This is a genomic window from Enterococcus sp. RIT-PI-f (assembly GCF_001297065.1).
In the GTDB taxonomy this organism is placed as follows: domain Bacteria; phylum Bacillota; class Bacilli; order Lactobacillales; family Enterococcaceae; genus Enterococcus_D.
The window spans coordinates 44,526-67,746 of record NZ_LHOX01000016.1 but is presented as its reverse complement, the minus strand read 5'-3'; the positions used below and the strand labels follow the sequence as shown (position 1 = coordinate 67,746).

Here is a 23,221-nt window from a genome sequence, read left to right as displayed (position 1 = left end):
GTAAGTAAAAAGAAGATTATGAGTAATCATTCACTATATCTTGTATAAAAATGACCTACAAATGTTTTTCAAAGACAAAAGCGGTTGCTTCAAGTTCATAACTTTTTTCGCCAATTTGTTTAAATCCTAACTTTATATAAAAATGATGGTTTCTTAGTGAAAAAGCTGGCGTTTCCAGTTGCCAAACACCAGTTTTATTTCTCTCAAATGTTTCCCAAATGCGGGTACCTAGTCCTTTTCCTATAAAAACTGGATCTAAACAAAAGTAATGGATGATAGATGGATCACCATCTTCATAAACCAATATACCGCAGCGTTCTTTCCCATAGGATATTACCAACTTTTTCAATGCATGATTGCTCATAATTTTTTTGCATAATGTACCGTCATCATATCCCGGCGGCCCTAGCCTTGTTCCTTTTCCAAAAGCCATTTCACTGTCTGAATCAAAAGATTTTTTTAATACATTCGCCAAAAATAGCGCATCAGATTGTGTACAGGCGCTGAAAGTCATACTCATGATTTCCCCACTCCTATATCTACGATTGACTTATAAAGTAACAGATATTTGATTATTCATCCAGCGATTGTTTGATTTTATCCAAATCATTTTGCTCGACAAAGAAAACAACCTCTCCCGTTTCCATATCCACATTTGCCTTTACCTCGACTCCTCGCGGGAAAAACTTCGTGGCATCTGTTTCGATTTTCAAGCGCATCGTACCATCTTTGATACCGGCACCATAGGTCATTGTTCGAAAAGTTTTTTTCATTTTTTTCCTATCTCCTTTCACTAAATCATCGATCGTGCATCCGTAGATCGTACTCAACTTCATAATATTGACAATATCTGGAAATGTTTTACCCGTTTCCCAATTAGAGATAGAGGTTCTGGTCACCATCATCTTTTGGGCAATCATTTCTTGCGGCCAATGATTGGCTTGCCGATACTCCTTCAATGTCTCTCCAAGCGTCATACGTACTTATTCCTCCTTTGTCTTCACCATAGCGCAAAGGTTTGCGCCTGTCTGTTCAATCTCGTTGATATTGCCCCATTGTCAAAGGGTTTTGACAAGTCAAATCAGTTTTACTTATACGAAAAAAACGATTTGAGCCTTGCTGTCCATCGCTTAAACTGTTGCAGCTGTTGACGGGTACGTTTGATTTGTCGATAGCGCTTTGGTTGTTTCAAATAAAATTGTTGATACCGATTTTCCGCAGGCCAAAATGTTGTCGCCGGAAGAATTTCGGTCACGATCGGTTGCGCATACTTGATTTTATGTTGCAGTGCATCCTTCGATGCGATCGCTTCATCCATTTGTTTTTTTGTCGAGGCAAAAATAATCGGACGATAATGATTGCCGCGATCTTGAAACTGTCCGAAAGCATCCGTTGGATCAGTCACGCCCCAATAAATTGCCAACAATTCCCGATAAGAGATGATCGCAGGATCAAAAATAATCTCCACAGCCTCCACGTGCCCCGTACTGCCAGTCAATACTTGATCATACGTCGGATGCGTCACACTTCCGCCGGTATAACCAGATAACACGGAAATGATCCCTGGATGATTTTCAAAAGGTTCCACCATACACCAAAAACAGCCACCAGCAAAAATAGCCGTTTCTCCATCAATTAAGCGGCTATTGCGTTGCGCCTCTTGTGTTGCATGTTGCCTAGTTGCTGATTTGCGATCCGTGAGTGCTTGATAAAAATCCATCACATCAGGTGTAAGATTGTCCCGCAAGGCCAATGGCCGCAAGGCAGCCTCAAGCTGAGCCAACCCCTGTTGTACCTGATCGGCTTCCAGGGCATTTTTGGCTTGGATCAACTGCTTGCGTTCCCATTCACGTGTCCCTGTAGCCAAAATCAAATTATATAAAGCGGCCAAAACAGCTTGATTCGTTTCCACATTTGACACCTCCGCCTTTTGTCCAACACGTTTCTTTCTAGAAAAACTTTATCATATAATCGTTTATTCGCCTATTGAAGCGCCTAAAAAAAAGACAGCAGGCTGCTGTCTTTTCTTGATCGTTATAACGAAATATTTCAGATCATTCCGTTTCTGGCTTTTGTTGTGTCATGATCACTGGCCCCGCTTCTGTAATGGCAATTGAATGCTCATATTGGGCACAGAAACCACCATCGATGGTTCTTGCAGTCCAACCATTCTCGTCCATTTGCATCCGCCAAGCGCCGGTCGTGATCATGGGTTCGATCGTGATCGTCATCCCTGGTTTCAAGCGCAGTCCTTTGCCTGGCAATCCAAAGTGTGGAAAGAAGGGTTCTTCATGAATCGTTGGTCCAATGCCATGGGCAATAAAATCCCGGACGACCCCAAACCCTTGTGCTTCTGCATAGCTTTGGATCGCATGACCGATATCACCCACCCGGTTCCCCACTTGGGCTTGTTCGATCCCTAGACGCAAAGCTTCTTTAGTGACAGCCATCAATTTTTGATGTTCTGGTGAAACCTCGCCGACAGCATAGGTCCAGCAACTATCCGAAATGGCCCCATGGTAATCGACACAAAAATCAACTTTCACGATATCCCCCGATGTCACCACATAGTCTGAAGGAAAGCCATGGCAGATCTCTTCGTTGACGCTAATACATGTCGCATATTCGTATCCTTCAAAACCAATTTGCGCTGCCGTTGCACCCGCAGCTTCAATTTCTTTGTGCACAAAATCATTGATTTGATTGGTGGTGATACCGGCTGTGATAAATGTCCGTAATTTCTCATGGATACTTGCCAAAATACGGCCAGATGTGTTCATTTGTTCGATTTCTCTTTGTGATTTTAAGGTAATCATACGCTACCCCGCTTTCTGCATATTTTGCGTATCATGCGTATCGTGTGAATCAATAGTACACTTCATCCAAAAACAGACCATGAGACGGTACTGTTTCACCAGCTGCTTGCCTGATTTTTTCATTCAACACTTGATCAATGATCGTTTCATCCAATTCCCCTGCCCCAATTGCCAACAGCGTACCGGTCAGGATACGTACCATTTTATGCAAAAAACCGTTCCCATTAAATGCAAAATGGATCATACTGCCTTCTTGCGTGATGGTGATTGATTCAATGGTTCTAGTCGTTGATTTCTTTGACTTTTTTAATGCCGAGAAGCCGATAAAATCATGGGTACCGATCAATTTTTCTGCGGCTTGCTGCATTTTTTCTAGATCCACCGCTTGAGGAAAGTGGAAGCTGCGGTTTCGTTCGAAGACCGTTGGTACTGGATTCGACCAGACATAATAACTATATTGCTTGCCTACTGCGTGGTATCTTGCATGGAATCTTTCTGGCACTTCTTCAATGTGATTGACCACAATGTCTTGCGGCAAATAGCGATTGAAAAATTGCTGCATTTCGGCTAACGGCATGGTGACAGTTGTCTTGAAATTTGCGACTTGTCCGCGGGCATGGGTGCCTGCATCCGTCCGTCCAGAACCAATGATCTCAATGTCTTCATTGGTAAGCAGCTTGATGACTCCTTCGATTTTTTCTTGGATCGTTTTGTCATTGTCGCCTAAACGTTGCCAACCTAAATAGCGTTTGCCATCGTATTCAATCGTTAATTTGATATTGCGCATAGATGCTGTTCTCCTTTTAGTCAAAACTATTCTCTTGATTGTCATGTTCCATCATAAGTCATTCCCTTGAGGTTGTAAACGCCCTTGACTCATTTACGATAGATACAACTTTCAATGATCGCATGACTTGACATCGGGATCAAAAAAGTGGATTATGTACCCCATAGGGGTATGAAGAAAGGAAGATGTATGATGTCACACACGATCGATCATCAACAAGATGCACTGATTAACCGATTGAATCGGATCGAAGGTCAAATCAAAGGAATCAAAAAAATGGTGCTTGAGGAAAAGGAGACTGCTGCAATCATGATCCAATTGAATGCAGCAAGAGCCGCCCTGCAAAAAATCAGTCAGATATTGTTGGAGGCACAAGCTGACCACTCGTTGATGCATGTCAACGAAGGGGCCGACTTAACAGCGGAGATGGAGAACTTGCGGCGTGTCATTACCCAATACAACAAACTCAATTAAGGAGTCCCTTTGATGACCCAGAATCAAGCAACAAGATCAACGAAAGAAATTGATCATACACTATTGAAAATGGCATTCCCGGCGATGATCGAAAATGTCTTAGAAACAGCTGTCGGCTTTATTGATGCTTTGATGATCGCCCAAATCGGCATTATAGCGGTAGCCGGCGTAGGCGTCGCCAACGCGCTGATCAATGTTTATTTAGCCGTATTTATCGCCCTTGGCGTAGGCACATCCTCATTGATCGCGCGACATATTGGTGCTGGAACAAATGATAAAGCTAGTCAAGTTGCACAGCAATCTTTGCTGTTGACACTCGCCGTTGGTGTATTATTTGGCTTGTGCAGTGTTTTTTTTGCTACACCGTTGCTGCGTATGATGGGGGCAGACACGGCTACCCTTGCTGCAGCAAAACCATTTTTTCAACTGGTGGGGGGTGCAGCCCTGCTGATAGGGACAATGACTTCCTTTGGCAGTATGTTACGCGCAACTGGAGATACTAAAACGCCCATGTACGTTGGCTTGATCACAAATGTCCTGAATATTGTCGTAGACTTTCTCTTGATTTTCGGCTGGGGTCCTTTTCCCGCTTTGGGGGTGGTTGGGACAGCAATTGGAACAATCGTGGCGCGCTTGATAGGCTCCCTTCTGTTGTATCGCAAAGTACAACAATCAACCATTGCTTTTTCTTTTAAAGAGATTTTGCGTATTTCTGACTACGCACCATTGATTCATTTGACTATCCCCGCCGCTTTGGAACGATTAGCTATGCGGTTGGGTCAAGTCTTGTACTTTGGTTTGATCGTAGCGATTGGTACCAAAACATATGCTGCCCATTCGATTGCTGGGAGTATCGAAAGCTTTGTTTATATGCCAGCCTATGGAATCGCTACAGCGACCGCCACAATGATTGGGATGAGTGTCGGGCAGAAAAACGATGCCGAAACCAAAAAAATCATTGTTGCTGCTTGTAAGTATGCGGTGCTTATTCTCAGCCTATTGGGCATCTGTTTATTTGTCGGTGCTCCTTTATTTGCAGGTTGGTTTACAAGTGATCCATCTGCGATTATACAAGTCGTCACCGCTTTGCGTATAGACGCCTTTAACCAACCTGGACTTGCCATCAGTTTGATTCTCACCGCAGTATTACAAGGAATGGGGGATACGAAGACACCGCTTTATAGTACATTGTTTGGGATGTGGGGCATTCGTGTGATTGGGGTCTTGGTTTTAGGCCTCTCGCTTCAGCTGGGGATTGCAGGTGTTTGGCTGGCAATTGGTCTCGATCTATATGCGCGAAGCTGCTTCTTGGGTTGGCGCTTGAAAAAGACCCTGCAAAACCAAATAGTCATCCACTAAACGCAAAAGACATATTGGCTCACCTCAACGGGTGAGCCAATATGTCTTTTATCTAAAACGCAGGAATGAAGCACTCATGAATGATTTCCGTCTTTTCGGTAAACCAATCCTAGACCTTTTAAAAAGTTCCGCGCGTATTTATCCCCGCAAGGTTTGAAGTTTCGGTGTCCTTCTTTACGTAAAATCGCCCCTAATTCTCCTTTGGTCGGATAGATCCCCGCTTCAGCAAAGATCGCCAGCATGTCTTCACTGGTTAAAAACAAGGCGATTTTGATTTTTTTCAACAACACATTGTTGATATGCTTGATTTCTTTGCTTTTTTGTTGCGGGATGTCTTTTTGTTCTTTTTGCGGCCCGCGTTTCAAAGTGATATAGCCATTCAAAAAAACATCAAGTACTTGGTTGTTGACGGCTTTCAAGTAAACATTCTCTTTGTCCTCTGTGGATTGGGCTTCGTGGTTTCGCGTCAACATCTCCCGTACTTCTTCTCGGCTGACGGGATGTCCACCTAATTCAAAAGCTTTGACCATATCGCTATCTTTGATATCTACAGCATAGCGCAAGCGAAGTAATCGGTCGTTATTGTTCATGTTGTATCCTCCTAATAGGGTATCTTCTTTCTATTGTAATGCACAACGGCTAATCAATCAAAGGTCTATTTATGATACGGTGCATTGGTATTGATTCGATACGCCCGATAAATCTGTTCAACCAAGATCAGTTTCATTAACTGATGCGGGAAAGTCATTTTCCCAAACGAGATCTGGGCATCACTACGTTGCATCACAGCATCACTTAGGCCCAATGAACCACCAATCACAAAGACCAATTGGCTTTTTCCTTGAATGCCTAACTGATCGATCTGTTTGGCAAAAGCTTCACTGGTAGGATTTTGTCCTTCAATGGCTAATGCATAGACATATTCAGTGTCTTTGATTTTCGCTAGAATCCGTTGCCCTTCTTTTTCTTTGATTTGCAGCATTTGGGCGTCGCTCAAATGTTCAGGCGCTTTTTCATCTGGCACTTCGACAAAGGTCAACTTGGCATAGGCCCCGATTCTCTTGGCATATTCACTGATTCCTTGCACGAGATATTTTTCCTTCAATTTACCGACAGTCACGATTTTGATATTCATGGACATTTCCTTTCTGAAATCTGCAAAAATCAATACAGATATTTTTTCATTATTTGATGAATAAAAAAGCGAAAGTTCATCATTTAAAACAAATTCTTCCCCAACTTCTTCATATATTTTTCAAAGTCTCTTAGTAGACTAATGTCAGATAGAAAGAATATACTAATTATAGCGAAATAATTAGTAAGGGGGAAATCAAAATGGCACGAAAAGATGTCACACCAGAGAAAAAACCTTCTTCTGGATTACTCAAAAAATTAGGGATTGGTATTTTAGGCGGCGTTGTCGGCGGTCTATTGACTTTTGGTGGCCTATATTTAGCAATGGGCACGTCACTCACGAATTCTAACTCAAGTACAACAACGACCGGCGTCCAAAACTCCAGCGGAGAAACGACCGTGTCAAATGTCAAATTAGATGTCACCAGTGATGTTACAGAAGCAGTTGAAAAAGTTCAAGGTGCGGTTGTGTCGATCATCAACTTGCAACAAAGTCAAACCAGTGATTTTGGCAGCATCTTTGGCCAACAAAGCGGACAAGATGGACAAACCGAAGACAATACCAGTGATGACAGTACATTAGAAGCCGCTTCAGAAGGGAGTGGCGTCATTTACAAAGTCGATGGAGATACAGCCTATGTCGTGACCAACAACCACGTTGTTGAAGGTCAATCAGGCTTAGAAGTCGTCCTTTCAGATGGCACGAAAGTCACTGGCGAATTGGTCGGAACCGATGCTTATACCGACTTAGCTGTCATCAAAATCGCCTCAGATAAAGTTGAGACAGTTGCAACCTTTGGTGATTCCAGCGCGTTGAAAGTCGGCGAACCTGCCATTGCCATTGGTTCTCCATTAGGATCAGATTATGCAAACTCAGTGACACAAGGGATCATCTCTTCTTTGAATCGCCAAGTCACTAGTCAAAACGATTCAGGTGAAACAGTCAGCATCAATGCCATTCAAACAGATGCAGCCATCAACCCTGGGAATTCTGGTGGTCCACTGATCAACGTCGATGGACAAGTCGTTGGGATCAACTCGAGCAAAATCGCCAGCACTTCAGAATCAACATCCAGCGTCAGCGTTGAAGGTATGGGCTTTGCCATTCCTAGTAACGATGTTGTTGAAATCATCAATCAATTAGAATCCGATGGCAAAGTGGTTCGTCCAGCATTGGGGATTCGTACGATTGATCTAAGTTCGATCACTTCTCAACAACAAGAACAGATCTTGAAAGTACCATCCTCTGTGACAGCCGGCGTTGTCGTCTACTCAGTCAATAATGCGACACCTGCTGAACAAGCTGGTTTGCAACAATATGATGTCATCACCAAAGTTGATGATACAGAGATTAGTTCAACCACTGATTTACAATCTGCACTCTACAAACATAAAGTTGGCGATACCATTACGTTGACCTTCTATCGTGGAGATGAAGAAAAAACAGCAACAGTCGAATTGTCCGTTGATACGTCGATCAACGATACAACAGAAAGCAGCAATTAACCGATCAAAGAGGCACCGCCACAACAACAGGAAGTGGCGGTGCCTCTTTTTTAGGCTTTTCCAGTGGGAAAGGCACTGCCGACAACTGCATCTTGCGGCAATTCCAGAATTCCTTTTTTCAATGGTGCATCAGGCAAAGCTAATTCTTTGGCTGAACAAACCATACCGAAGCTTTCAACGCCTCGCAATGTACCCGGCCAGATCAACAAGCCATCGGGCATCATGGCCCCAGGTTTGGCAACAACCACTTTCAATCCTTTGCGGATATTGGCTGCACCACAGACAATCTGCAATACTTCTTCGTTACCCACATCAATTTGAGTAAGCGACAAGTGATCACTATCTGGATGTTCTTCGCAGGTCTGTACATAGCCAACGACGATTTTCGGGGTATGATCAACGGCTAGCTTTTCAGCAAAACCAGCAGCTGCAATGCGGTCATTCAACTGTGCCACTTGTGCATCAGTCAATTCGACCTGACCTCTACCATCAATGGTCATGATCTCTGAAATAGCAAAAAAGTTCCAACCAACGATTGTGTCCTCTTCATTTTTGATTTGCGCAACATTATCGACACGAGAAACAGTTTGCGCTAACCCTTTGTCATTCTCAGTGATCACCATCAACGTATCACTGACATATTCTTTATTATAAGCAAAAATCACGTTATTTTCCTCCTTCAATCATTCCGCCCATAATCTTAACAAATTTTTGCGGATTCGTCATCGTATTTCGGCTATTCTCTTTGATTTCTATCCAAAGCACGACAAAATAGCCGCAAGACCAACCGGATTGATCTTGCGGCTATCCTTTACACTTTAAGCCTCTTTGTCTTGCGGCGAAACGATCAGGACATCGCAACGGGCTTCGCGGATAACGAAACTAGCAACACTGCCCATCATGAATCGTTCAACAGCATTCAGACCAGATTGACCCACCATGATCAAGTCGATGGCATATTCTTCAGGTAACTGCGTAGCCAAAGCATCTTTGATCGAGCCATAAGCAATGATGCCCTCCACTAAATGAAAATCTACAGAGTCTGCATAGGCCTTGCATTCGTCGATCATTTTTTGTGCAGTATCCTTTTCTTGTTCTAAAATAGAACTATCCAATGGCGCATAGCCCATCATCGTTGGCATTTGCTGATCAATGATCGTCGCTGCATACACTTTCCCTTGATTGCGTCGTGCCACTTCAACTGCTTTTTTGAAGGCGTCTTTGGCTTGTTCTGACCCATCGATGCCCACTAAAATATTTTGATATCTTTGTGCATCCATCTTAAATCCCTCCACTCTTTATTGCACACTTGTTAAGAAAGCTTCGATTTCTTCTTTGGTTTTACGGTCTTTATTCACCAGACGACCTCGCTCTTTGCCATCCTCGATCACCACTAAGCTGGGAATCCCGAAAATCGACCATTCGACTGCGACATCCATAAACTTGTCGCGATCCACTTCGATAAATTGATAATTTGGAAAATCCGCTTCGATCTCTGGCAATTGCGGTTTGATATATCGACAATCCCCACACCAATCGGCGGTAAAAAAGAACACATTTTTTCCTTGTTCTACATAAGTCGCTAATTCTTCTAAATCTTTTGGAATAATCACACACTCACCACTTTCTTTTGATATCTAAAGTATACACCTTTCTGCATAGGAAAACCAAATGCAACGCGCATACGTCCGCGACCTAAAAAAACACGCCGAATCGACGTGTTTTCCTCCTGATTATTTACCAGCAATGATCGTATCGACAGTTGATTTGTCTAAAGCTTTCAATACTTGGATCACCATTTCACGGGCTGCTTCATAATCCGCAATGCTGAATAGTGTTTGATGCGTATGGATATAACGGCCCGGAACACCGATCACTGAGCTAGGGATCCCTTCATTCGACATATGTGCTGCTCCCGCATCGGTACCGCCTTTTGATACAAAGTACTGATAAGGGATATGATGGGTTTCTGCAGTATCCAGCAAGAATTCTTTCATTGCTGGCAGCATGATCAACCCTGGATCAAAAATACGTAACAATGTCCCTTCACCTAAGTGACCGAAGGTGCCGTTTTTGGTTACCGTATCATCGGCAGGTGAACAATCCACTGCAAAAAATAAATCCGGTTTGAATTTTGTTACTGATGGACGCGAGCCGCGCAAGCCAACTTCTTCTTGTACATTGGCACCGGCAATGAGCGTGTGCCCCAATGTTTCATCTTGCAATGCTTCCAGCGCATCCAACACTACCGTACAACCATAGCGGTTGTCCCAGGCTTTGGAAATAATGTGTTTTCCATTGGCTGTTTTGATAGTTTCTACTTGAGGAACGATCGTATCCCCAGGACGAACACCAAAACTTTCCGCTTCTTCTTTCGACTCAAAACCGGCATCAAAAAGAATATCGGTGACTTCCACCGCTTTTTGACCATCAGTTCCACGCAATAAATGCGGTGGAACGGAAGAAGAAACACATGGATAATCACCTTTTGCTGTTTTCAATGTAAAGCGTTGGGCAGAAACCACATATGGATTCCATCCGCCTAATGGTGTTACTTTGAATAAGCCGCGGTCTGTTACAGTCGTCACTAAGAAGCCGACCTCATCCATATGGGCTGCCAACATGATACGGGGCGCATGTGCATCTGAATGATGACGGATCCCAAAAATACCGCCTAGACCATCTTGCTGTACCTCGTCCACCAAAGGTGTCATCGCTTTACGCATATACGCACGCACGTCTTGCTCAAAGCCGCTGGTCCCTTGAATTTCTGTTAATTCTTTGATGCGTTGAAATGTTTTATCTTCCATTATTTGTTTGCTTGTTTAGGAACAAGCCTATCCCCCTTTAAGAACTATTATTGATTTATTATAACGCAAATTGGTCGATCTGGTTATTTTTCTTATAGAAAAATTCTAAACTATGTTACACTTATGATAATTATAATTGTGTTTTCATGCTATCGCAGCAAGATAGGGAACATTGATTGAAGGAGGACAAACATATGCATGATCATCGCCCACTACACTATTTTAAAAATGGCTTGACGGTCGGTTTAGGACTAGGTTTTGCTGGAGGGATCTTTTCCACTATTTGGTTGAAAAACAAACAAAATCTCCATGCAGATGATGTGCTGGAATTAGTCAAATCAGCTTTTGTCAAAGAAGGACCGATCGAAGGATCGTGGATCAACTTTGAAAAACAACCTTTGCGTAAATTTGCCATTACCTCCCAAGGCTATACAGGCGGGATCACTCGGACTGAGGATGGCCAATTGGTCACCTATGAATTTTTGGCAGATGCCCGAACAGGCACCGTGTTGGATATCCAACGCAGCATTGTAGAATAATTGCTCATGATTTGATGCGCCGGTTTCTTTTGAAGCCGGTTTTTTTGTGGAGCAGCGTGAACAGATCCAAAACCAAAACCGTATCGATTGGCCAATTGGTTTTATGCCGATAAGCAGCTGCACCACTTTCAAAAAGGCAATATAGCCGTTGATCCTCTACCACGATTTGCTCTAAATAAGGCGGAAATCTAAAACGAAATGCGGCGCTGTTGCGCTTCAGATTCGCGGTTGTTTTCGGATAGACCAAAAGTTCACTTGCGCCTGGACCGAAGGAACGGGCAATCAGCAGCCAATCTTTTGCATATGCAACACTTTGGACTTTGGTCAACGTGCTATTGGTCTCATTTGGCAACATTTGACTTTTTTGTGTGGAATCATCTGCCATCGCATCCTGCAGAAACTGTCGAGAATAGGCAGCATATTCTCCTGCCCCTCTTAAAGAAAACGATCCTGCCACGACTTTTTCTTGATCCATCGTTAAGTATGACGCACGGGCTATCCCCAATAGTTCAAGCCTGCGATCAAATCGGATCGGTTGACCGGTCTGAGCAGATGTATCCGCCAAAAGTGTCGCCAAAGGAATGCCGCCAATCCGACCACTGTCTGAGCCAGTGATCGTTACCCATAGGACTTCTTGCTGTTCATCATACACCAAGCCTCCGACATGGGGCTTTTTAGGTAAAATGACGGATTTGCTATAGGCACCTGTATGACGATCAAAAAGCAAAATCTGTGAATGATGCTGGTGATCGTTGCAATACATCGAGATAAATACCCAATCCTTAGAAAGCGCCAACCCTTGCGGCGTCATTTGTCCGCACATATCTACAGTATGCGCGTCTGCCAAGCTTGCCTTGATCCCTGTTGCTAGCCCCGGGATCTCAATCACTGGATCGCCGTCTTCAAGCGCGGCGGCCCATGCATGTTGGACAGCAGGGTATCTTTTTAATTGTGCTAAGATCATTCGCTGTTCTTGCTTTGTCTTATGATAATGACGCCATAACAAAAAGAGACAAATCCCGAACACAACGATTGTAAACCCCAATGTTCTGTTCATCTCTGCCTCTCCTTTACTATAATCCCTACTGAGCATTGATTGCGGGACATGTCGATCATCCATTGAAAATTATGCCACAACTTCCACTTCAACGTCGATATTGCCGCGTGTTGCACGAGAATATGGACAAAAATCATGTGCTTCTTCCGCGATTTTTTCTGCCTGTGCTTTCTCAACACCAGGCAATGATACTTCTAAAATCACGCCGATTTGGTAGCTGCCGTCCTCATGCTGATAGAGTGAAACCCTTGCTTTGACTTCAGATTCGGATTCGATCTGATGTTCTTTCAACATGTGCTGTACCGCTCCATTGAAACAAGAGGCATAACCAGCTGCGAATAATTGCTCCGGATTCGTGCCCTCGCTATGGATTCCCGGTTTATCGATTTTCAAGTGCATCGTGCCATTAGGCGCTTCTACTTCGCCGACCCGACCGCCGCGATTGATCATAGCTGTTTCGTATTGTTTTTTCATAGATTGCTCTTCCTCTCTCTTTTTAGGTTACTTTAAGTGTAACGAGTAAAGGCAGATCTGACAAAAGGATTGCTCAAAGCAAAGAAAGACAGATCTGATATCTATCAGATCTGCCTTCTTAACGTATACACGGTATACGTGATCAATAAATGTAAACAATAGCGGAATAATTAGGCTTTAGAGCGTCCTAAGAAAAATGACACAACAGCAACCACGATCACTGCACCAATGATTGAAGGAATCAATGCCATTCCAGCTAATGATGGTCCCCAAGAACCTAATAATCCTTGACCAATTGCAGCGCCGACTAAACCAGCAACAATGTTCGCGATCCAGCCCATTGATCCACCTTTATTTGTAATTGCACCGGCGATCAAACCGATAATAGCACCTACGATTAATGTCCATAACCAACCCATGTTTTTCTCCTTCTTTCTTTTTGATATTTATTACACTGTTTATGTTACGCTTCTTTGCGCGATTAGACAAAAGATTTGCTCTCAATTCAAATAAAACATTAAAAAAGCTTGTTATATTAAGGTTTTTCAACGTGACATATTTCTGGATAAACGTCTTTTCTCCCGTTGTTTTAAGTTAGTAGGTAAAAATGAAATCGTTTTATTTTGTATTTTTCTCTTTTTCAGCTAAACTATGGTAGAACAACAGCTGTTTCGTATCAATCAAATAACACTGCTTCTCAGTCTCTCTCACTGTCTTTCTTTCCGTCCGCACTGTGTCTCATTTAGTTTTCACTTGTATCTTTTACACGCCCACGTTTTCGGTTGCGATTGATTATGAGGGTTTTTTTGAACTTTCTAAACAGAATACTCAATAAGGGGAGCGAATGAACATGAATAAAAAGTTGGGGTTATCCATAGCAGGTCTGTCTGCATTACTATTTGTTGCGGCTGGTTGCGGCAACAATGATAGCAGCAGTGATGCCAAAGAAATTCGTATGTTTGTATCAGGAGATACCAGCGAAGGCGGCGCCTATACAAAAATGGCCGAAAAATATCAAGAAGAAACTGGCGTAACCGTTGAAGTCACAGACGTACCTTATGATGATTTGCTCACGAAAATCACAAAAGCCGTACAAGCTGATGATGCGCCCGAAGTGGTACGTGTCTCTACCGTTTTACCAGACTGGAATGACTATTTGCTTGATCTGACCGCTGTTGCTGAAGACGCCAACACGCTGGAATCAATGACAATCAGAAACGAAGATGACGTGGTCAAAGCCTTGCCTTCAGATGTAACCGCTACCGGTTTGTTTCTAAATACTGATTTGTTCGATGAAGCTGGTGTCTCTTATCCACAATCTGAAGATGATATCTGGACTTGGGATGAATTTCTTGATGCGATCAATCAAGTCGTAGATAAAACCGATGCCAAATATGGCATGGTCATGGATGCTTCCGATCACCGCTTACGGGCATTCACCTATCAATATGGCGGGCAGGATTTCTTCCTAAATGACAGCGGAGACGCTTATACGACGGACGATGCTACAAAAGAAGCCTTGCAAAAATTTATTGACCTCAATAATGATGGGGTCATGCCTAAATCTGTCTGGACTTCAGGAGAAGATGCCTCTGCGATGTTCAAAAGCGGACGTGTCCCTGCCTATTTTTCCGGCAGTTGGCAAATTGTCGATTTTTCAAATAATATCAGCAATTTTAAATGGCAATCCGTCTATTCTCCTGCACAAGAAACCCGGGCAGTGAATATGGGTGGGAATTTCATCGCTGGCTTCAACAACAGCAAGAATAGCGAAGAAGGGCAAAAATTCATCGAATGGCTTTATGAAGAAGATAATTATAAACAGTTATGCACGTATGCAGGTTACTTACCCGCAGTAGAAGGGATGACAGTAGACTATGAACAAGGTCAAGATGCCTACGAAGTCTATAATCAAGAGATTGCTGCGGCAGCACAGCCAATCAGTGGTAAGCAAACCAATGATCAAGTGACCATGAGTATGAAAGGCTATACTGGACTGACTGGCGCTTACAAAGATGCCATCGTCCAAGTGTTAAATGATGAGATTTCATTAGATGACGCCATTGAAAAAACGATTCAAGATTATAACGATGGCTTTCTAAAAAAATAATCTATACAGGCACAGAAAGAACCTAAACAAGTGCTGCTGCGGTTTAGATTGCAGCAGCTACTTGGAAGGTTCTTTTCCATAAGTGATTTGATTGGAAGGGTTGGTGAGAAAAATTATGCGCACGTTAAATAAACATAAATGGCCCCTGCTTTTTACGGGCACAAGTATCATTCTATTCATCTTATTCTTTTTGATACCAGCCGTTTTAGGCTTATATTATTCATTGACAGATTATAAAGGATTTGCGGAAGCACAATTTATTGGTCTAGCCAATTACCAAGAATTGTTTCGGGATGATAGTTTTTATAAAGCCTTGTTTCGTACATTTCGCTATGTCATTGTTCTAGTTCCCAGTATCTACGTCATTTCCTTGGCTATAGCCCTTATGTTGAATAGTACATTCGCAAAAGGTCGTTTTCTAGCAAAAATCATTTTCTTTTTGCCATGGACGATCTCAGGCATTATCGCCGGGGTGATTTGGAAATGGTTGTTCGGTGAAAATTTTGGCTTTATCAACTTTTTACTCGAACAAGGCGGTCAGCAAACTGTGCCATGGTTTACTGACTCTAACGCGGCTTTTGCCGTGATCGTGTTAGCCGCTATTTGGGGAGGGACTGCATTTAACATGCTGCAGTTTACCGCTGCCTTAAAAAACATCCCCCACTCTTATTATGAGGCAGCAGAAATCGATGGCGCAAGCTTTTGGCACAAATTGCGTTTCATCACGATACCGATGCTAAAACCGACCTCCTTTATGGTCATCTTATTGGCTTCAATAGGTTCAATGAAAGAATTTGCATTGGTTCAATCATTGACCAATGGTGGGCCCGGAACAGACAATATGTTCATCGTACAATACATCTATACGACTGGTTTCGATAAAATGCGTGTCGGCTATGCCAGTGCCGCCTCCATGGTTCTTTTCTTTATTTTACTATTACTAGGTTTGGCACAAATGAAGTTAGGTGGTGGGAAAAACGATGTCTAAAAGAGAACAGAAACTGCGAAAAGCGCCAACCAAGAAATCTGCGATGTTTTTCTTAACCTTGGCATTGATCATCACTTCCCTGTTATATTTGTTCCCGCTCCTTTGGTTTTTACTGAGTGCATTCAAACCTGGAACAGAATTGTTTGCGTATCCGTTAAACATATTTCCCGAAAATCCTACAGTTCAAAACTTTATTGACGCATGGACAACACTGGATTTTTTTCGCTATTTTAGCAATACCCTGATTTCAGCGGTCACGACGACAGTTTTAACCATTATAGCCAGTGCCGCCTGTGGTTATGCCTTCGCAAAGTATGACGCCAAATGGCTCAGTTTTTTCTTTATTTGTATTATCGCCACCACGATGCTGCCAACAGAAGTGATCATGAATCCAACCTTTTCTGTTATTCGCGCCCTTGGACTATACGATAATTTATTAGGGATCATTATCCCCTCAATCAATACAGCTACTGGGATTTTTATGTTCCGCACTTTTTTTGTCTCTGTACCGAATGATTTGATCGAATCTGCACGCATAGACGGTGCTTCAGATGGGATGATTTTCTTGAAGATTATGTTGCCGATCGCTAGCCCCATTATTATGACACTGGGGATATTTTCTTTCCAATGGCGGTGGAATGACTATATTTGGCCTTTGATCGTCTTGAATGACCCGAAGAAATATACCCTGCAAGTAGCCATTCGCAGTTTGGTTGGTGCCGAAAATATCAATTGGACCATACTGATCGCGGCGTCTGTCATTTCGATCCTGCCCTTACTTTTGGTGTTTCTCGCTTTCCAACGCTGGATCTTAGATAGTAATTTAGATAGTGGAATCAAATAAAAAAGCCCAACGCCACAGATCTTCTGTGGCGTTGTTGCTATTTAGAAAAGTCTTTTCGTGATAAGTAAAGTGCCGTTAACGCACCAACCAGGATCGCCAGTCCAAAAACTAAAATCGTTCCGATGGTATTGTCTTTACCCGGCAACCCTCCGGTATTGATTCCCCACAGTCCTGCAATCAGCGAAGGAATTGCTACCACAAGAGCAGCAGAGTCCAAATACTTCATCAAATGATTGAGATTATTGTCCATCATATCAGAGAACAATCCACCAATCGTCTCCAATAAATCTCGATAGATCGTCACCATCTTGTTGGCAAATTTCTGTCGCAGTTTGATATCATAGACCAACGGTTCGTTGTCCAAACGTTCAAGAAATTCTTTCCGTTCCATCAAGTGATTGACGATCTGATCCTGATCTCTCAAGGTATGATCTAAGTACACCATATCTCTTTCTGTATCTGCTAAATTGAACAATTCATTGTTTTCTGTGGTTTTGCGCGCCGCAGCATCCAACGCATCGATTGTTTTCTTGATATCTTTCAATCCTTTGATGAAATGTGTATAGATCATCAATGTGGCATAGGCCATGATATCTTCAAAACGGTTGATGTCTTGTTCATGTTTTTCGATTAATCGATCGATCAAGGTAGAACGAGCAGAAGCATAGGTGATCAAGAGATCCTTTGCGCAGATAAAAGTGATTGGTTCTAATCGATCTTCGATCCGCTCATTCGTGGCCTCGGATAAATCGATCAATGTATACAAAATTGGATGATTTAACTTCGTATTGCGCAAATGTTCCAAGCGCGACACTTCTTCCGGTTCATTTGATCCTATGAATATATCTTCGGGTAATTGATAACGGTCAAGCAATTCTCGTTGTTCACTGGTATCGTTACCTGTAAAGACAAGCCAATTGTAATCCTCTTCGCTTGTTTTTGTGACTTTTTTTTCTTCAATTTTATAATATCGAAACATTTTACTCGCTCCTTTTATAAAATACTCTACTAATTCAACTATCTTATGTGCTGGCGATTTTGTCAAAATAAATGGCTTTTCCTGATGTTTTTGACGAACTATTTTTTATATGATCCGAATAAAAAGCGAAGCAAGCAAGTTGATTTACAGAAAGGGTCCAAAAATTGTACAGTAAATATACAATAAAAAGGAGGAGTTATTTTATGAAAGCACCATTGATCACCTTGAATGACGGCAATTTACGTCCTGCTATTGGGATGGGTACATTTCAGATCCGCGGCGGTGAAGGATTAAACCAGCTCCAAGCAGCAATTGCGGATGGGTACCGCTTGATTGATTCTTCAACCAATTATGACAATGAAGGCATCGTCGGTGAAGCCATTCGCCGGTCTGGCGTGCCACGATCCGAATTTTATATATCCTCAAAACTTCCTGGAAAATATCATGCCTATGACGAAGCGTTGACGAGTATCCAAGAATCGCTTGCTCGGATGGGTCTTGATTATTTTGATGCATTTTTGATCCATTGGCCTTTGCCAAAACGTGGAAAATACGTGGAAGCATGGAAAGCCCTGATCACTGCACAAAAATTAGGTTTGATCCGAACGATTGGTGTCTCCAACTTCGAACCTGAGCATTTAGATACGATCATCGAAGAAACTGGTGTGACACCTGCACTGAACCAAATTGAAATCCATCCTTATTGGGTCCAAGAAGACAAGGTTGCAGAAAATGAAAAACGGGGGATCCAAACTGAAGCTTGGAGTCCATTAGGTCGCGGAAGTGATGCGATCAAAGAAGACATCATTCAAACACTAGCAGACAAATATCAAAAATCTGCTGGCCAAATCATTCTGAGATGGCACGTTGAGCGTGGCATCTTGCCTTTGCCAAAATCACGCAACTTAGCACATCAACGTGAAAATCTAGCTATTTTTGATTTTGCCTTAACAGAAGATGAAGTCAAACAAATCAACGGCTTGAACAAAGCCGATGGCCGAATCGACGGACAAGATCCGAATGAGTATGAAGAGTTTGAATAGACGATGAAATCATGATTCGAAGCGTAGGCGACTGCCTATGCTTCTTTGCTTTCCAAAACAAGAAGAATTCCCCCCTGAGATTCTACCAAAGCAAATCAAATGAATGTGCCTATTCAAAGCCGCTTCTTTTCCCTTCATCCGCTATATCTTTTATAATAGAATCAACAGAACCTGTAGGAGGAGATCGAGATGAAATGGCGCGGGGGAAAACAAAGTACCAACATCGATGACCGAACGGGACGGTCATCAGGGGCTGGTGGAAAGCTGGTTGCTGGCGGTGGGATCGGTACAGTAATCATTGCAGTACTGTTCTTTTTATTTAGCGGTGGGGACATCAGTTCTTTGCCCGATGTATTAGGCGGCAGCGAACAAGCTGCCAATTATCAAACAGAAAATGTTGCCGCCAATGACTACACCGAAGAAAAAGAATTTTCTGCGGTCGTCTTTGGTCATCTAGAAGATTATTGGCAAGCTGTTTTCCAAGAAAGGCAAGAGTCGTATCAAGACCCAACACTGGTACTATTTACAGATAGCGTGCAATCGGCATGCGGCTATGCTACTTCGCAAGTTGGCCCTTTTTATTGTCCAGCAGATGAGCATGTATATCTCGATTTGAGCTTTGCCAATGAATTGGCAAATACCTATGGTGCCAGTGGTGACTTTGCAATGGCCTATGTCATTGCCCATGAAGTAGGCCATCATGTCCAAAATGAATTGGGCATCACCCAGCAATTAGAGAAGATTCGGCAACAAGTTTCAGATACTGAATATAACGCCTACAGTGTCCGACTAGAATTGCAAGCAGACTATCTGGCAGGTACCTTTGCCAAGTATTTGGCTGGAGAGACCTATCAAGGGCAACCTATCTTAGAAGCTGGAGATATTGAAGAGGCCATCACTGCTGCCAATGCAATTGGCGATGACACTTTACAAAAAGAATATCAAGGCTACGTGGTCCCTGACAGTTTTACCCATGGTACTTCAGCGCAACGGGTCGCTTGGTTCAACCGAGGCTATCAATATGGCGACCTCAGTCATGGGGACACCTTCAACGAGTCGACACTCGATTTGACCGATCAATAAATCAAAGACAGCCATATCCCATGTACCCAATCAACAATGGATAAAGGGATAGAGCTGTCTTTATTTTTTCTTAATCTTTGTTCCACAAATCGTGGCGGGTTCGTCATACTTTATTCACATTTACGGGCTATTATATACACATACCAACAAACAACCCTAACACTTTTTCATTTTTACTCCTTGCCTGTCAGTCCCCGCTGACAGGCCCTTTTTTATTACAAAAAAGACTTCTTAAGCTGCATAAAAAAAATTTACATTCATTCTTCAACTATTTATAACACCTTTGACCATTTTTTTTCACATGTTCAAGCTATGATATATACATACCAACAAACAAACCCTAACACTTTTTCATTTTTACTCCTACCCCGCCAGTCCCCGCTGACGGGGCTCCTTTTTGTCTTTTGCGCGAAGACATGCACATATTCAGTTGCTTGTCTATTTGCATGATACATCGTGGTCATGATGTGGATAGGGGCAGTTGTAGAAAAGTCGTCTATGATTCTTCATTTTTTTGTACGATCTTTGACCATTTTTTTTCACATTTACAGGCTATTATATACATATACCAACAAACAACCCCTAACACTTTTTCATTTTTCCCCCTACCCCGCCAGTCCCCGCTGGCGGGGCTCCTTTTTTGCCCAAAAAAAGATGTATCCTTTACAGAATACAACTTTCATTTTCATTGAAATGGATTATAGAACCGCCCACCATTGACAAAAAACAAACTGACACCGATCAACACAATACAGATCGTACAGGATATGGCTGCACTGTCAGCCTTTTTCATGGGTCTTGCTTTCAACCATGTCCGCGTCTTGTGTTTGCCAAAGCGCCTTAATTCCATAGCTGCGGAAATATGATCGATCCGTTCTAAGCTTGAAAAAATCAGTGGGATCGCAATTGCTAGGTTGCCCGCCACTCTCTTTTTCAGAGGGGCTTTTTTGGATAATTCGATGCCTCTTGCTTGTTGTGCTTTAGCGATCGTGCGAAAATCATCCTGGATATCCGGGATATAGCGCAATGCCAAGGCCACTGCATAGGCAATTTTATACGAAATACCAATTCGGTTGATACTTGCTGCCAATTCGCTGGGATTCGTTGTGAAGAGAAAAATCAGTCCAGGCGGAATGGTAACGATGTATTTGATCAGCAAGTTGAACTCATAAAAAAGTTGTTCTTGTGTCAGGGTATATCTACCGATGCCTTCGATCAGTACATGTCGCGTACCATATATCGTTACCCCATATTCTGGGGCAAAGAGATAGACCGCCAATAAGTTCAGCACAGAAAAGAAGACAATAAATTTAATAACCAATGAAATGTCACGATAATGGATACCTGCTGCAGAAAAAAGGTAAAGTGAAAATCCCCCTAAAGCGACTAAGAATCGCGTATCATAGGTCATCATACCAATCACTGACAACAACAAAAAACAGATCAATTTGGTCGTACCCGTCAGTCGATGGATCCAAGTATCTCGTTCTAAATAGCCAATTAGATGATTATCCATGGGCCACCTCTTTCTCGCTAGCGATAAAGGCCGCAGTGAAGCCAGTGGGGTTAGGTAATTGATTGACTCTGGCTAAGGTATACAAGCTTGTTTCTTCAAGATTGGCTGCTTTCGTCACCACGGGATCACCTAAGATGATTGCGGGTGAAGCATCAGCTAAAATGCTGCCATCAGCCAAAACGATTGTCCGTTGGGTATATTCCAACATCAAATGCATGTCATGGGTGATCATGATGATCGTTAATCCCAATTGATTCAGAGAGTGGATGAAGGTCATCATCTCATGATAGTGTTGGTAGTCTTGACCCGCTGTTGGTTCATCTAGCAGGATCAATTCTGGTTCCAAAACCAGGATCGCTGCAATAGCCGCCCTACGCTTTTGACCATAACTTAAGGCAGACAATGGCCAGGAACGATAAGGGTACAAACCACAAATTTTCAACGTTTCATGGACTTTTTCTTTGATTTCATCTTCTGGTACGAAGCGATTGCGCAAACCTGAAGCGACTTCATCAAAGAGAAAATTTTTAGATAACATCTGATTGCTATTTTGCAATACATACCCGATTTTCTCTGCGCGTTCTTTGATCGAATCGGTTGCCATATCTTTCCCATCCCAGAATAATTGACCAGACGTCGGCTTTAAAAAACCTGTGATCAAGTGAGATAAAGTTGATTTTCCGGCACCATTATGACCTACCAGACTGATCATTTCACCACGATGCACTGTAAAGTTGAGACCGGACAAAATTGGTTTGCCGACTTCATACGCAAAAGAGAGATTGGCCGCTTCAAGGATCGGTTCAGTAGCTGGTGCAGGTGCTGACGCAGCGTATGTAGCTTGGTATTTACTGAGGGCCGCCTTGATTTCTGGCGAGCGAAAATGCTGAATATTTGTCAGGTCAGCTTCTGGCAGCTGCAGACCAATTTTTTTGACTGCTTTCACATACAGGGGTTCACGAATGCCGACTTCTTGCAACAAATCGCTGCGCAATAAAGTATCAGGTGTTGTATCCGCGACGATCACCCCTTCATCCATGACAATGACCCGATCGACAGGCGCCGCCAGCACTTCCTCCAACCGATGTTCAATCATAATCGAAGTAAAAGCTCTGTCTTGATGCAATTGATCGATCATCTTGATCGCTGCCAAACTTGTTTTCGGGTCTAAATTCGCCAAAGGTTCATCAAAGAGCAAAATAGGTGTTTCATCGATCAACACCCCGGCCATTGATACCCGTTGCTTTTGCCCGCCGGATAAATCTTGCGGTTTTTTGTTCAAGTGTTTGGTCAAAGCTGTCTTTTCAGCCCAATTCTGCAAGGCACTGGCCATCACGGATTGACTTTGCTGCTCATTTTCCAATGAAAATACGATATCTTCTGCGACCGTCAAGCCAACAAATTGACTATCGGTATCTTGCAGCACCGTGCCAACTTGCAGAGATAAGTCATAAATCGAGGCATGGGGAAATGTCTCTGTGCCGATCATCAGGGTTCCCGTCGCTTTTCCAGGATCATTTTGAGGAATCAGTCCGTTCAAACATTTTCCCAACGTGCTTTTCCCTGAGCCACTAGGACCAATGATCAAAACTTTTTCTCCAGCATAAATGGTTAGATCAATATGCTTCAATGTTGGTTCTGATTGGGCATCATATTGAAATGAAAAATCGTTGAATTGAATGATTTTTTGTTTCATTTTTTT

At 42.8% G+C, this 23,221-nt stretch carries 26 protein-coding genes; 9 read left to right on the top strand and 17 right to left on the bottom strand.

Annotated elements, in window-relative coordinates; genetic code table 11:
• Positions 1–55 precede the first annotated feature (55 nt).
• The 5 genes from AEQ18_RS09210 to truA all read right to left on the bottom strand — a co-directional run bounded on the left by AEQ18_RS09210 (position 56) and on the right by truA (position 3,603).
• Positions 56–520, bottom strand: a complete 465-nt coding sequence (locus AEQ18_RS09210; protein ID WP_054116049.1) for a GNAT family N-acetyltransferase — start codon at positions 518–520, stop codon at positions 56–58.
• Positions 521–572: 52 nt separating this feature from the next.
• Entirely contained in the window at positions 573–977 is a 405-nt protein-coding gene (locus AEQ18_RS09205; protein WP_054116048.1) for a helix-turn-helix domain-containing protein, read from the bottom strand.
• Positions 978–1,087: 110 nt separating this feature from the next.
• Complete coding sequence (msrA, locus tag AEQ18_RS09200; protein ID WP_054116047.1) at positions 1,088–1,912, bottom strand: peptide-methionine (S)-S-oxide reductase MsrA; 825 nt, start codon at positions 1,910–1,912, stop codon at positions 1,088–1,090.
• 142 nt (positions 1,913–2,054) lie between these two features.
• On the bottom strand, positions 2,055–2,816 hold the full coding sequence (gene map / locus AEQ18_RS09195; RefSeq protein WP_054116046.1) for a type I methionyl aminopeptidase: 762 nt from the start codon (positions 2,814–2,816) through the stop codon (positions 2,055–2,057).
• Positions 2,817–2,865: 49 nt separating this feature from the next.
• Entirely contained in the window at positions 2,866–3,603 is a 738-nt protein-coding gene (truA, locus tag AEQ18_RS09190) for a tRNA pseudouridine(38-40) synthase TruA (RefSeq protein ID WP_054116045.1), read from the bottom strand.
• A 192-nt stretch (positions 3,604–3,795) separates the two neighbouring features.
• Between truA and AEQ18_RS09185 the strand changes: the two genes are divergently transcribed.
• The gene (locus AEQ18_RS09185) at positions 3,796–4,077 is read left to right on the top strand and encodes a metal-sensitive transcriptional regulator (protein ID WP_054116044.1); all 282 of its coding nucleotides are present in this window, start codon (positions 3,796–3,798) and stop codon (positions 4,075–4,077) included.
• A 12-nt stretch (positions 4,078–4,089) separates the two neighbouring features.
• A complete protein-coding gene (locus AEQ18_RS09180) occupies positions 4,090–5,436 on the top strand; it encodes an MATE family efflux transporter (RefSeq protein WP_054116043.1) in 1,347 nt (448 codons plus the stop codon).
• A gap of 74 nt (positions 5,437–5,510) precedes the next feature.
• Here AEQ18_RS09180 and AEQ18_RS09175 read toward each other — a convergent pair whose 3' ends face one another.
• Together AEQ18_RS09175 and rlmH are read right to left on the bottom strand one after the other, a co-directional pair.
• Entirely contained in the window at positions 5,511–6,026 is a 516-nt protein-coding gene (locus AEQ18_RS09175; RefSeq protein ID WP_054116042.1) for a DUF1456 family protein, read from the bottom strand.
• 65 nt (positions 6,027–6,091) lie between these two features.
• Positions 6,092–6,571, bottom strand: coding sequence for a 23S rRNA (pseudouridine(1915)-N(3))-methyltransferase RlmH (gene rlmH / locus AEQ18_RS09170; protein WP_054116041.1), 480 nt, complete (start codon positions 6,569–6,571; stop codon positions 6,092–6,094).
• Positions 6,572–6,771: 200 nt separating this feature from the next.
• Here rlmH and AEQ18_RS09165 point away from each other — a divergent pair, with 200 nt between their 5' ends.
• Positions 6,772–8,076, top strand: a complete 1,305-nt coding sequence (locus tag AEQ18_RS09165) for a S1C family serine protease (protein WP_054116040.1) — start codon at positions 6,772–6,774, stop codon at positions 8,074–8,076.
• Between the two features lie 50 nt (positions 8,077–8,126).
• On the opposite strand, the gene ytpR is transcribed toward AEQ18_RS09165, so the two are convergent.
• The 4 genes from ytpR to pepA form a co-directional block, all read right to left on the bottom strand.
• Positions 8,127–8,741, bottom strand: a complete 615-nt coding sequence (gene ytpR, locus AEQ18_RS09160; RefSeq protein WP_054116039.1) for a YtpR family tRNA-binding protein — start codon at positions 8,739–8,741, stop codon at positions 8,127–8,129.
• A 153-nt stretch (positions 8,742–8,894) separates the two neighbouring features.
• Positions 8,895–9,356, bottom strand: coding sequence for a universal stress protein (locus AEQ18_RS09155; RefSeq protein ID WP_054116038.1), 462 nt, complete (start codon positions 9,354–9,356; stop codon positions 8,895–8,897).
• 18 nt (positions 9,357–9,374) lie between these two features.
• Positions 9,375–9,689 carry a thioredoxin family protein gene (locus AEQ18_RS09150; RefSeq protein ID WP_054116037.1) on the bottom strand — a complete coding sequence of 105 codons (315 nt, stop codon included), beginning with the start codon at positions 9,687–9,689 and terminating at the stop codon, positions 9,375–9,377.
• 120 nt (positions 9,690–9,809) lie between these two features.
• Positions 9,810–10,886: a glutamyl aminopeptidase gene (gene pepA / locus AEQ18_RS09145; protein ID WP_054116036.1), complete on the bottom strand. Its 1,077-nt coding sequence runs from the start codon at positions 10,884–10,886 to the stop codon at positions 9,810–9,812.
• 194 nt (positions 10,887–11,080) lie between these two features.
• On the opposite strand from pepA, the gene AEQ18_RS09140 reads away from it, so the two are divergent.
• On the top strand, positions 11,081–11,425 hold the full coding sequence (locus AEQ18_RS09140) for a hypothetical protein (protein ID WP_054116035.1): 345 nt from the start codon (positions 11,081–11,083) through the stop codon (positions 11,423–11,425).
• A 4-nt stretch (positions 11,426–11,429) separates the two neighbouring features.
• On the opposite strand, the gene AEQ18_RS09135 is transcribed toward AEQ18_RS09140, so the two are convergent.
• From AEQ18_RS09135 to AEQ18_RS09125, 3 genes are all read right to left on the bottom strand, one after another.
• Positions 11,430–12,482, bottom strand: coding sequence for a hypothetical protein (locus tag AEQ18_RS09135; protein ID WP_054116034.1), 1,053 nt, complete (start codon positions 12,480–12,482; stop codon positions 11,430–11,432).
• A 69-nt stretch (positions 12,483–12,551) separates the two neighbouring features.
• Entirely contained in the window at positions 12,552–12,956 is a 405-nt protein-coding gene (locus AEQ18_RS09130; protein WP_054116033.1) for an organic hydroperoxide resistance protein, read from the bottom strand.
• A gap of 170 nt (positions 12,957–13,126) precedes the next feature.
• A complete protein-coding gene (locus AEQ18_RS09125) occupies positions 13,127–13,375 on the bottom strand; it encodes a GlsB/YeaQ/YmgE family stress response membrane protein (RefSeq protein WP_054116032.1) in 249 nt (82 codons plus the stop codon).
• A 431-nt stretch (positions 13,376–13,806) separates the two neighbouring features.
• On the opposite strand from AEQ18_RS09125, the gene AEQ18_RS09120 reads away from it, so the two are divergent.
• From AEQ18_RS09120 to AEQ18_RS09110, 3 genes are all read left to right on the top strand, one after another.
• The gene (locus tag AEQ18_RS09120; RefSeq protein ID WP_082348640.1) at positions 13,807–15,066 is read left to right on the top strand and encodes an ABC transporter substrate-binding protein; all 1,260 of its coding nucleotides are present in this window, start codon (positions 13,807–13,809) and stop codon (positions 15,064–15,066) included.
• A 103-nt stretch (positions 15,067–15,169) separates the two neighbouring features.
• A complete protein-coding gene (locus tag AEQ18_RS09115) occupies positions 15,170–16,054 on the top strand; it encodes a carbohydrate ABC transporter permease (protein ID WP_235505520.1) in 885 nt (294 codons plus the stop codon).
• The gene (locus AEQ18_RS09110; RefSeq protein WP_054116029.1) at positions 16,047–16,898 is read left to right on the top strand and encodes a carbohydrate ABC transporter permease; all 852 of its coding nucleotides are present in this window, start codon (positions 16,047–16,049) and stop codon (positions 16,896–16,898) included. The genes AEQ18_RS09115 and AEQ18_RS09110 overlap by 8 nt, the downstream gene beginning before the upstream one ends.
• Before the next feature lie 37 nt (positions 16,899–16,935).
• Here AEQ18_RS09110 and AEQ18_RS09105 read toward each other — a convergent pair whose 3' ends face one another.
• Positions 16,936–17,877, bottom strand: coding sequence for a magnesium transporter CorA family protein (locus tag AEQ18_RS09105; RefSeq protein ID WP_054116028.1), 942 nt, complete (start codon positions 17,875–17,877; stop codon positions 16,936–16,938).
• Between the two features lie 203 nt (positions 17,878–18,080).
• Between AEQ18_RS09105 and AEQ18_RS09100 the strand changes: the two genes are divergently transcribed.
• Together AEQ18_RS09100 and ypfJ are read left to right on the top strand one after the other, a co-directional pair.
• Positions 18,081–18,920, top strand: coding sequence for an aldo/keto reductase (locus AEQ18_RS09100; protein ID WP_054116027.1), 840 nt, complete (start codon positions 18,081–18,083; stop codon positions 18,918–18,920).
• A gap of 189 nt (positions 18,921–19,109) precedes the next feature.
• On the top strand, positions 19,110–20,003 hold the full coding sequence (ypfJ, locus tag AEQ18_RS09095; protein ID WP_054116026.1) for a KPN_02809 family neutral zinc metallopeptidase: 894 nt from the start codon (positions 19,110–19,112) through the stop codon (positions 20,001–20,003).
• Between the two features lie 685 nt (positions 20,004–20,688).
• Here the strand turns inward: ypfJ and AEQ18_RS09090 are convergent.
• Together AEQ18_RS09090 and AEQ18_RS09085 are read right to left on the bottom strand one after the other, a co-directional pair.
• The gene (locus tag AEQ18_RS09090; RefSeq protein WP_054116025.1) at positions 20,689–21,519 is read right to left on the bottom strand and encodes an energy-coupling factor transporter transmembrane component T family protein; all 831 of its coding nucleotides are present in this window, start codon (positions 21,517–21,519) and stop codon (positions 20,689–20,691) included.
• A complete protein-coding gene (locus AEQ18_RS09085; RefSeq protein ID WP_054116024.1) occupies positions 21,512–23,215 on the bottom strand; it encodes an ABC transporter ATP-binding protein in 1,704 nt (567 codons plus the stop codon). Before AEQ18_RS09085 ends, AEQ18_RS09090 begins: the two co-directional genes overlap by 8 nt.
• Between the last annotated feature and the right edge of the window lie 6 nt (positions 23,216–23,221).

Coding starts and splice junctions, on each gene's coding strand:
- AEQ18_RS09210 (WP_054116049.1), bottom strand. CDS start 520: ATGAGTATGACTTTCAGCGCCTGTACACAATCTGATGCGCTATTTTTG.
- AEQ18_RS09205 (WP_054116048.1), bottom strand. CDS start 977: ATGACGCTTGGAGAGACATTGAAGGAGTATCGGCAAGCCAATCATTGG.
- map (WP_054116046.1), bottom strand. CDS start 2,816: ATGATTACCTTAAAATCACAAAGAGAAATCGAACAAATGAACACATCT.
- truA (WP_054116045.1), bottom strand. CDS start 3,603: ATGCGCAATATCAAATTAACGATTGAATACGATGGCAAACGCTATTTA.
- AEQ18_RS09185 (WP_054116044.1), top strand. CDS start 3,796: ATGTCACACACGATCGATCATCAACAAGATGCACTGATTAACCGATTG.
- AEQ18_RS09180 (WP_054116043.1), top strand. CDS start 4,090: ATGACCCAGAATCAAGCAACAAGATCAACGAAAGAAATTGATCATACA.
- AEQ18_RS09175 (WP_054116042.1), bottom strand. CDS start 6,026: ATGAACAATAACGACCGATTACTTCGCTTGCGCTATGCTGTAGATATC.
- rlmH (WP_054116041.1), bottom strand. CDS start 6,571: ATGAATATCAAAATCGTGACTGTCGGTAAATTGAAGGAAAAATATCTC.
- AEQ18_RS09165 (WP_054116040.1), top strand. CDS start 6,772: ATGGCACGAAAAGATGTCACACCAGAGAAAAAACCTTCTTCTGGATTA.
- AEQ18_RS09155 (WP_054116038.1), bottom strand. CDS start 9,356: ATGGATGCACAAAGATATCAAAATATTTTAGTGGGCATCGATGGGTCA.
- pepA (WP_054116036.1), bottom strand. CDS start 10,886: ATGGAAGATAAAACATTTCAACGCATCAAAGAATTAACAGAAATTCAA.
- AEQ18_RS09140 (WP_054116035.1), top strand. CDS start 11,081: ATGCATGATCATCGCCCACTACACTATTTTAAAAATGGCTTGACGGTC.
- AEQ18_RS09135 (WP_054116034.1), bottom strand. CDS start 12,482: ATGAACAGAACATTGGGGTTTACAATCGTTGTGTTCGGGATTTGTCTC.
- AEQ18_RS09130 (WP_054116033.1), bottom strand. CDS start 12,956: ATGAAAAAACAATACGAAACAGCTATGATCAATCGCGGCGGTCGGGTC.
- AEQ18_RS09125 (WP_054116032.1), bottom strand. CDS start 13,375: ATGGGTTGGTTATGGACATTAATCGTAGGTGCTATTATCGGTTTGATC.
- AEQ18_RS09120 (WP_082348640.1), top strand. CDS start 13,807: ATGAATAAAAAGTTGGGGTTATCCATAGCAGGTCTGTCTGCATTACTA.
- AEQ18_RS09110 (WP_054116029.1), top strand. CDS start 16,047: ATGTCTAAAAGAGAACAGAAACTGCGAAAAGCGCCAACCAAGAAATCT.
- AEQ18_RS09105 (WP_054116028.1), bottom strand. CDS start 17,877: ATGTTTCGATATTATAAAATTGAAGAAAAAAAAGTCACAAAAACAAGC.
- AEQ18_RS09100 (WP_054116027.1), top strand. CDS start 18,081: ATGAAAGCACCATTGATCACCTTGAATGACGGCAATTTACGTCCTGCT.
- ypfJ (WP_054116026.1), top strand. CDS start 19,110: ATGAAATGGCGCGGGGGAAAACAAAGTACCAACATCGATGACCGAACG.
- AEQ18_RS09090 (WP_054116025.1), bottom strand. CDS start 21,519: ATGGATAATCATCTAATTGGCTATTTAGAACGAGATACTTGGATCCAT.
- AEQ18_RS09085 (WP_054116024.1), bottom strand. CDS start 23,215: ATGAAACAAAAAATCATTCAATTCAACGATTTTTCATTTCAATATGAT.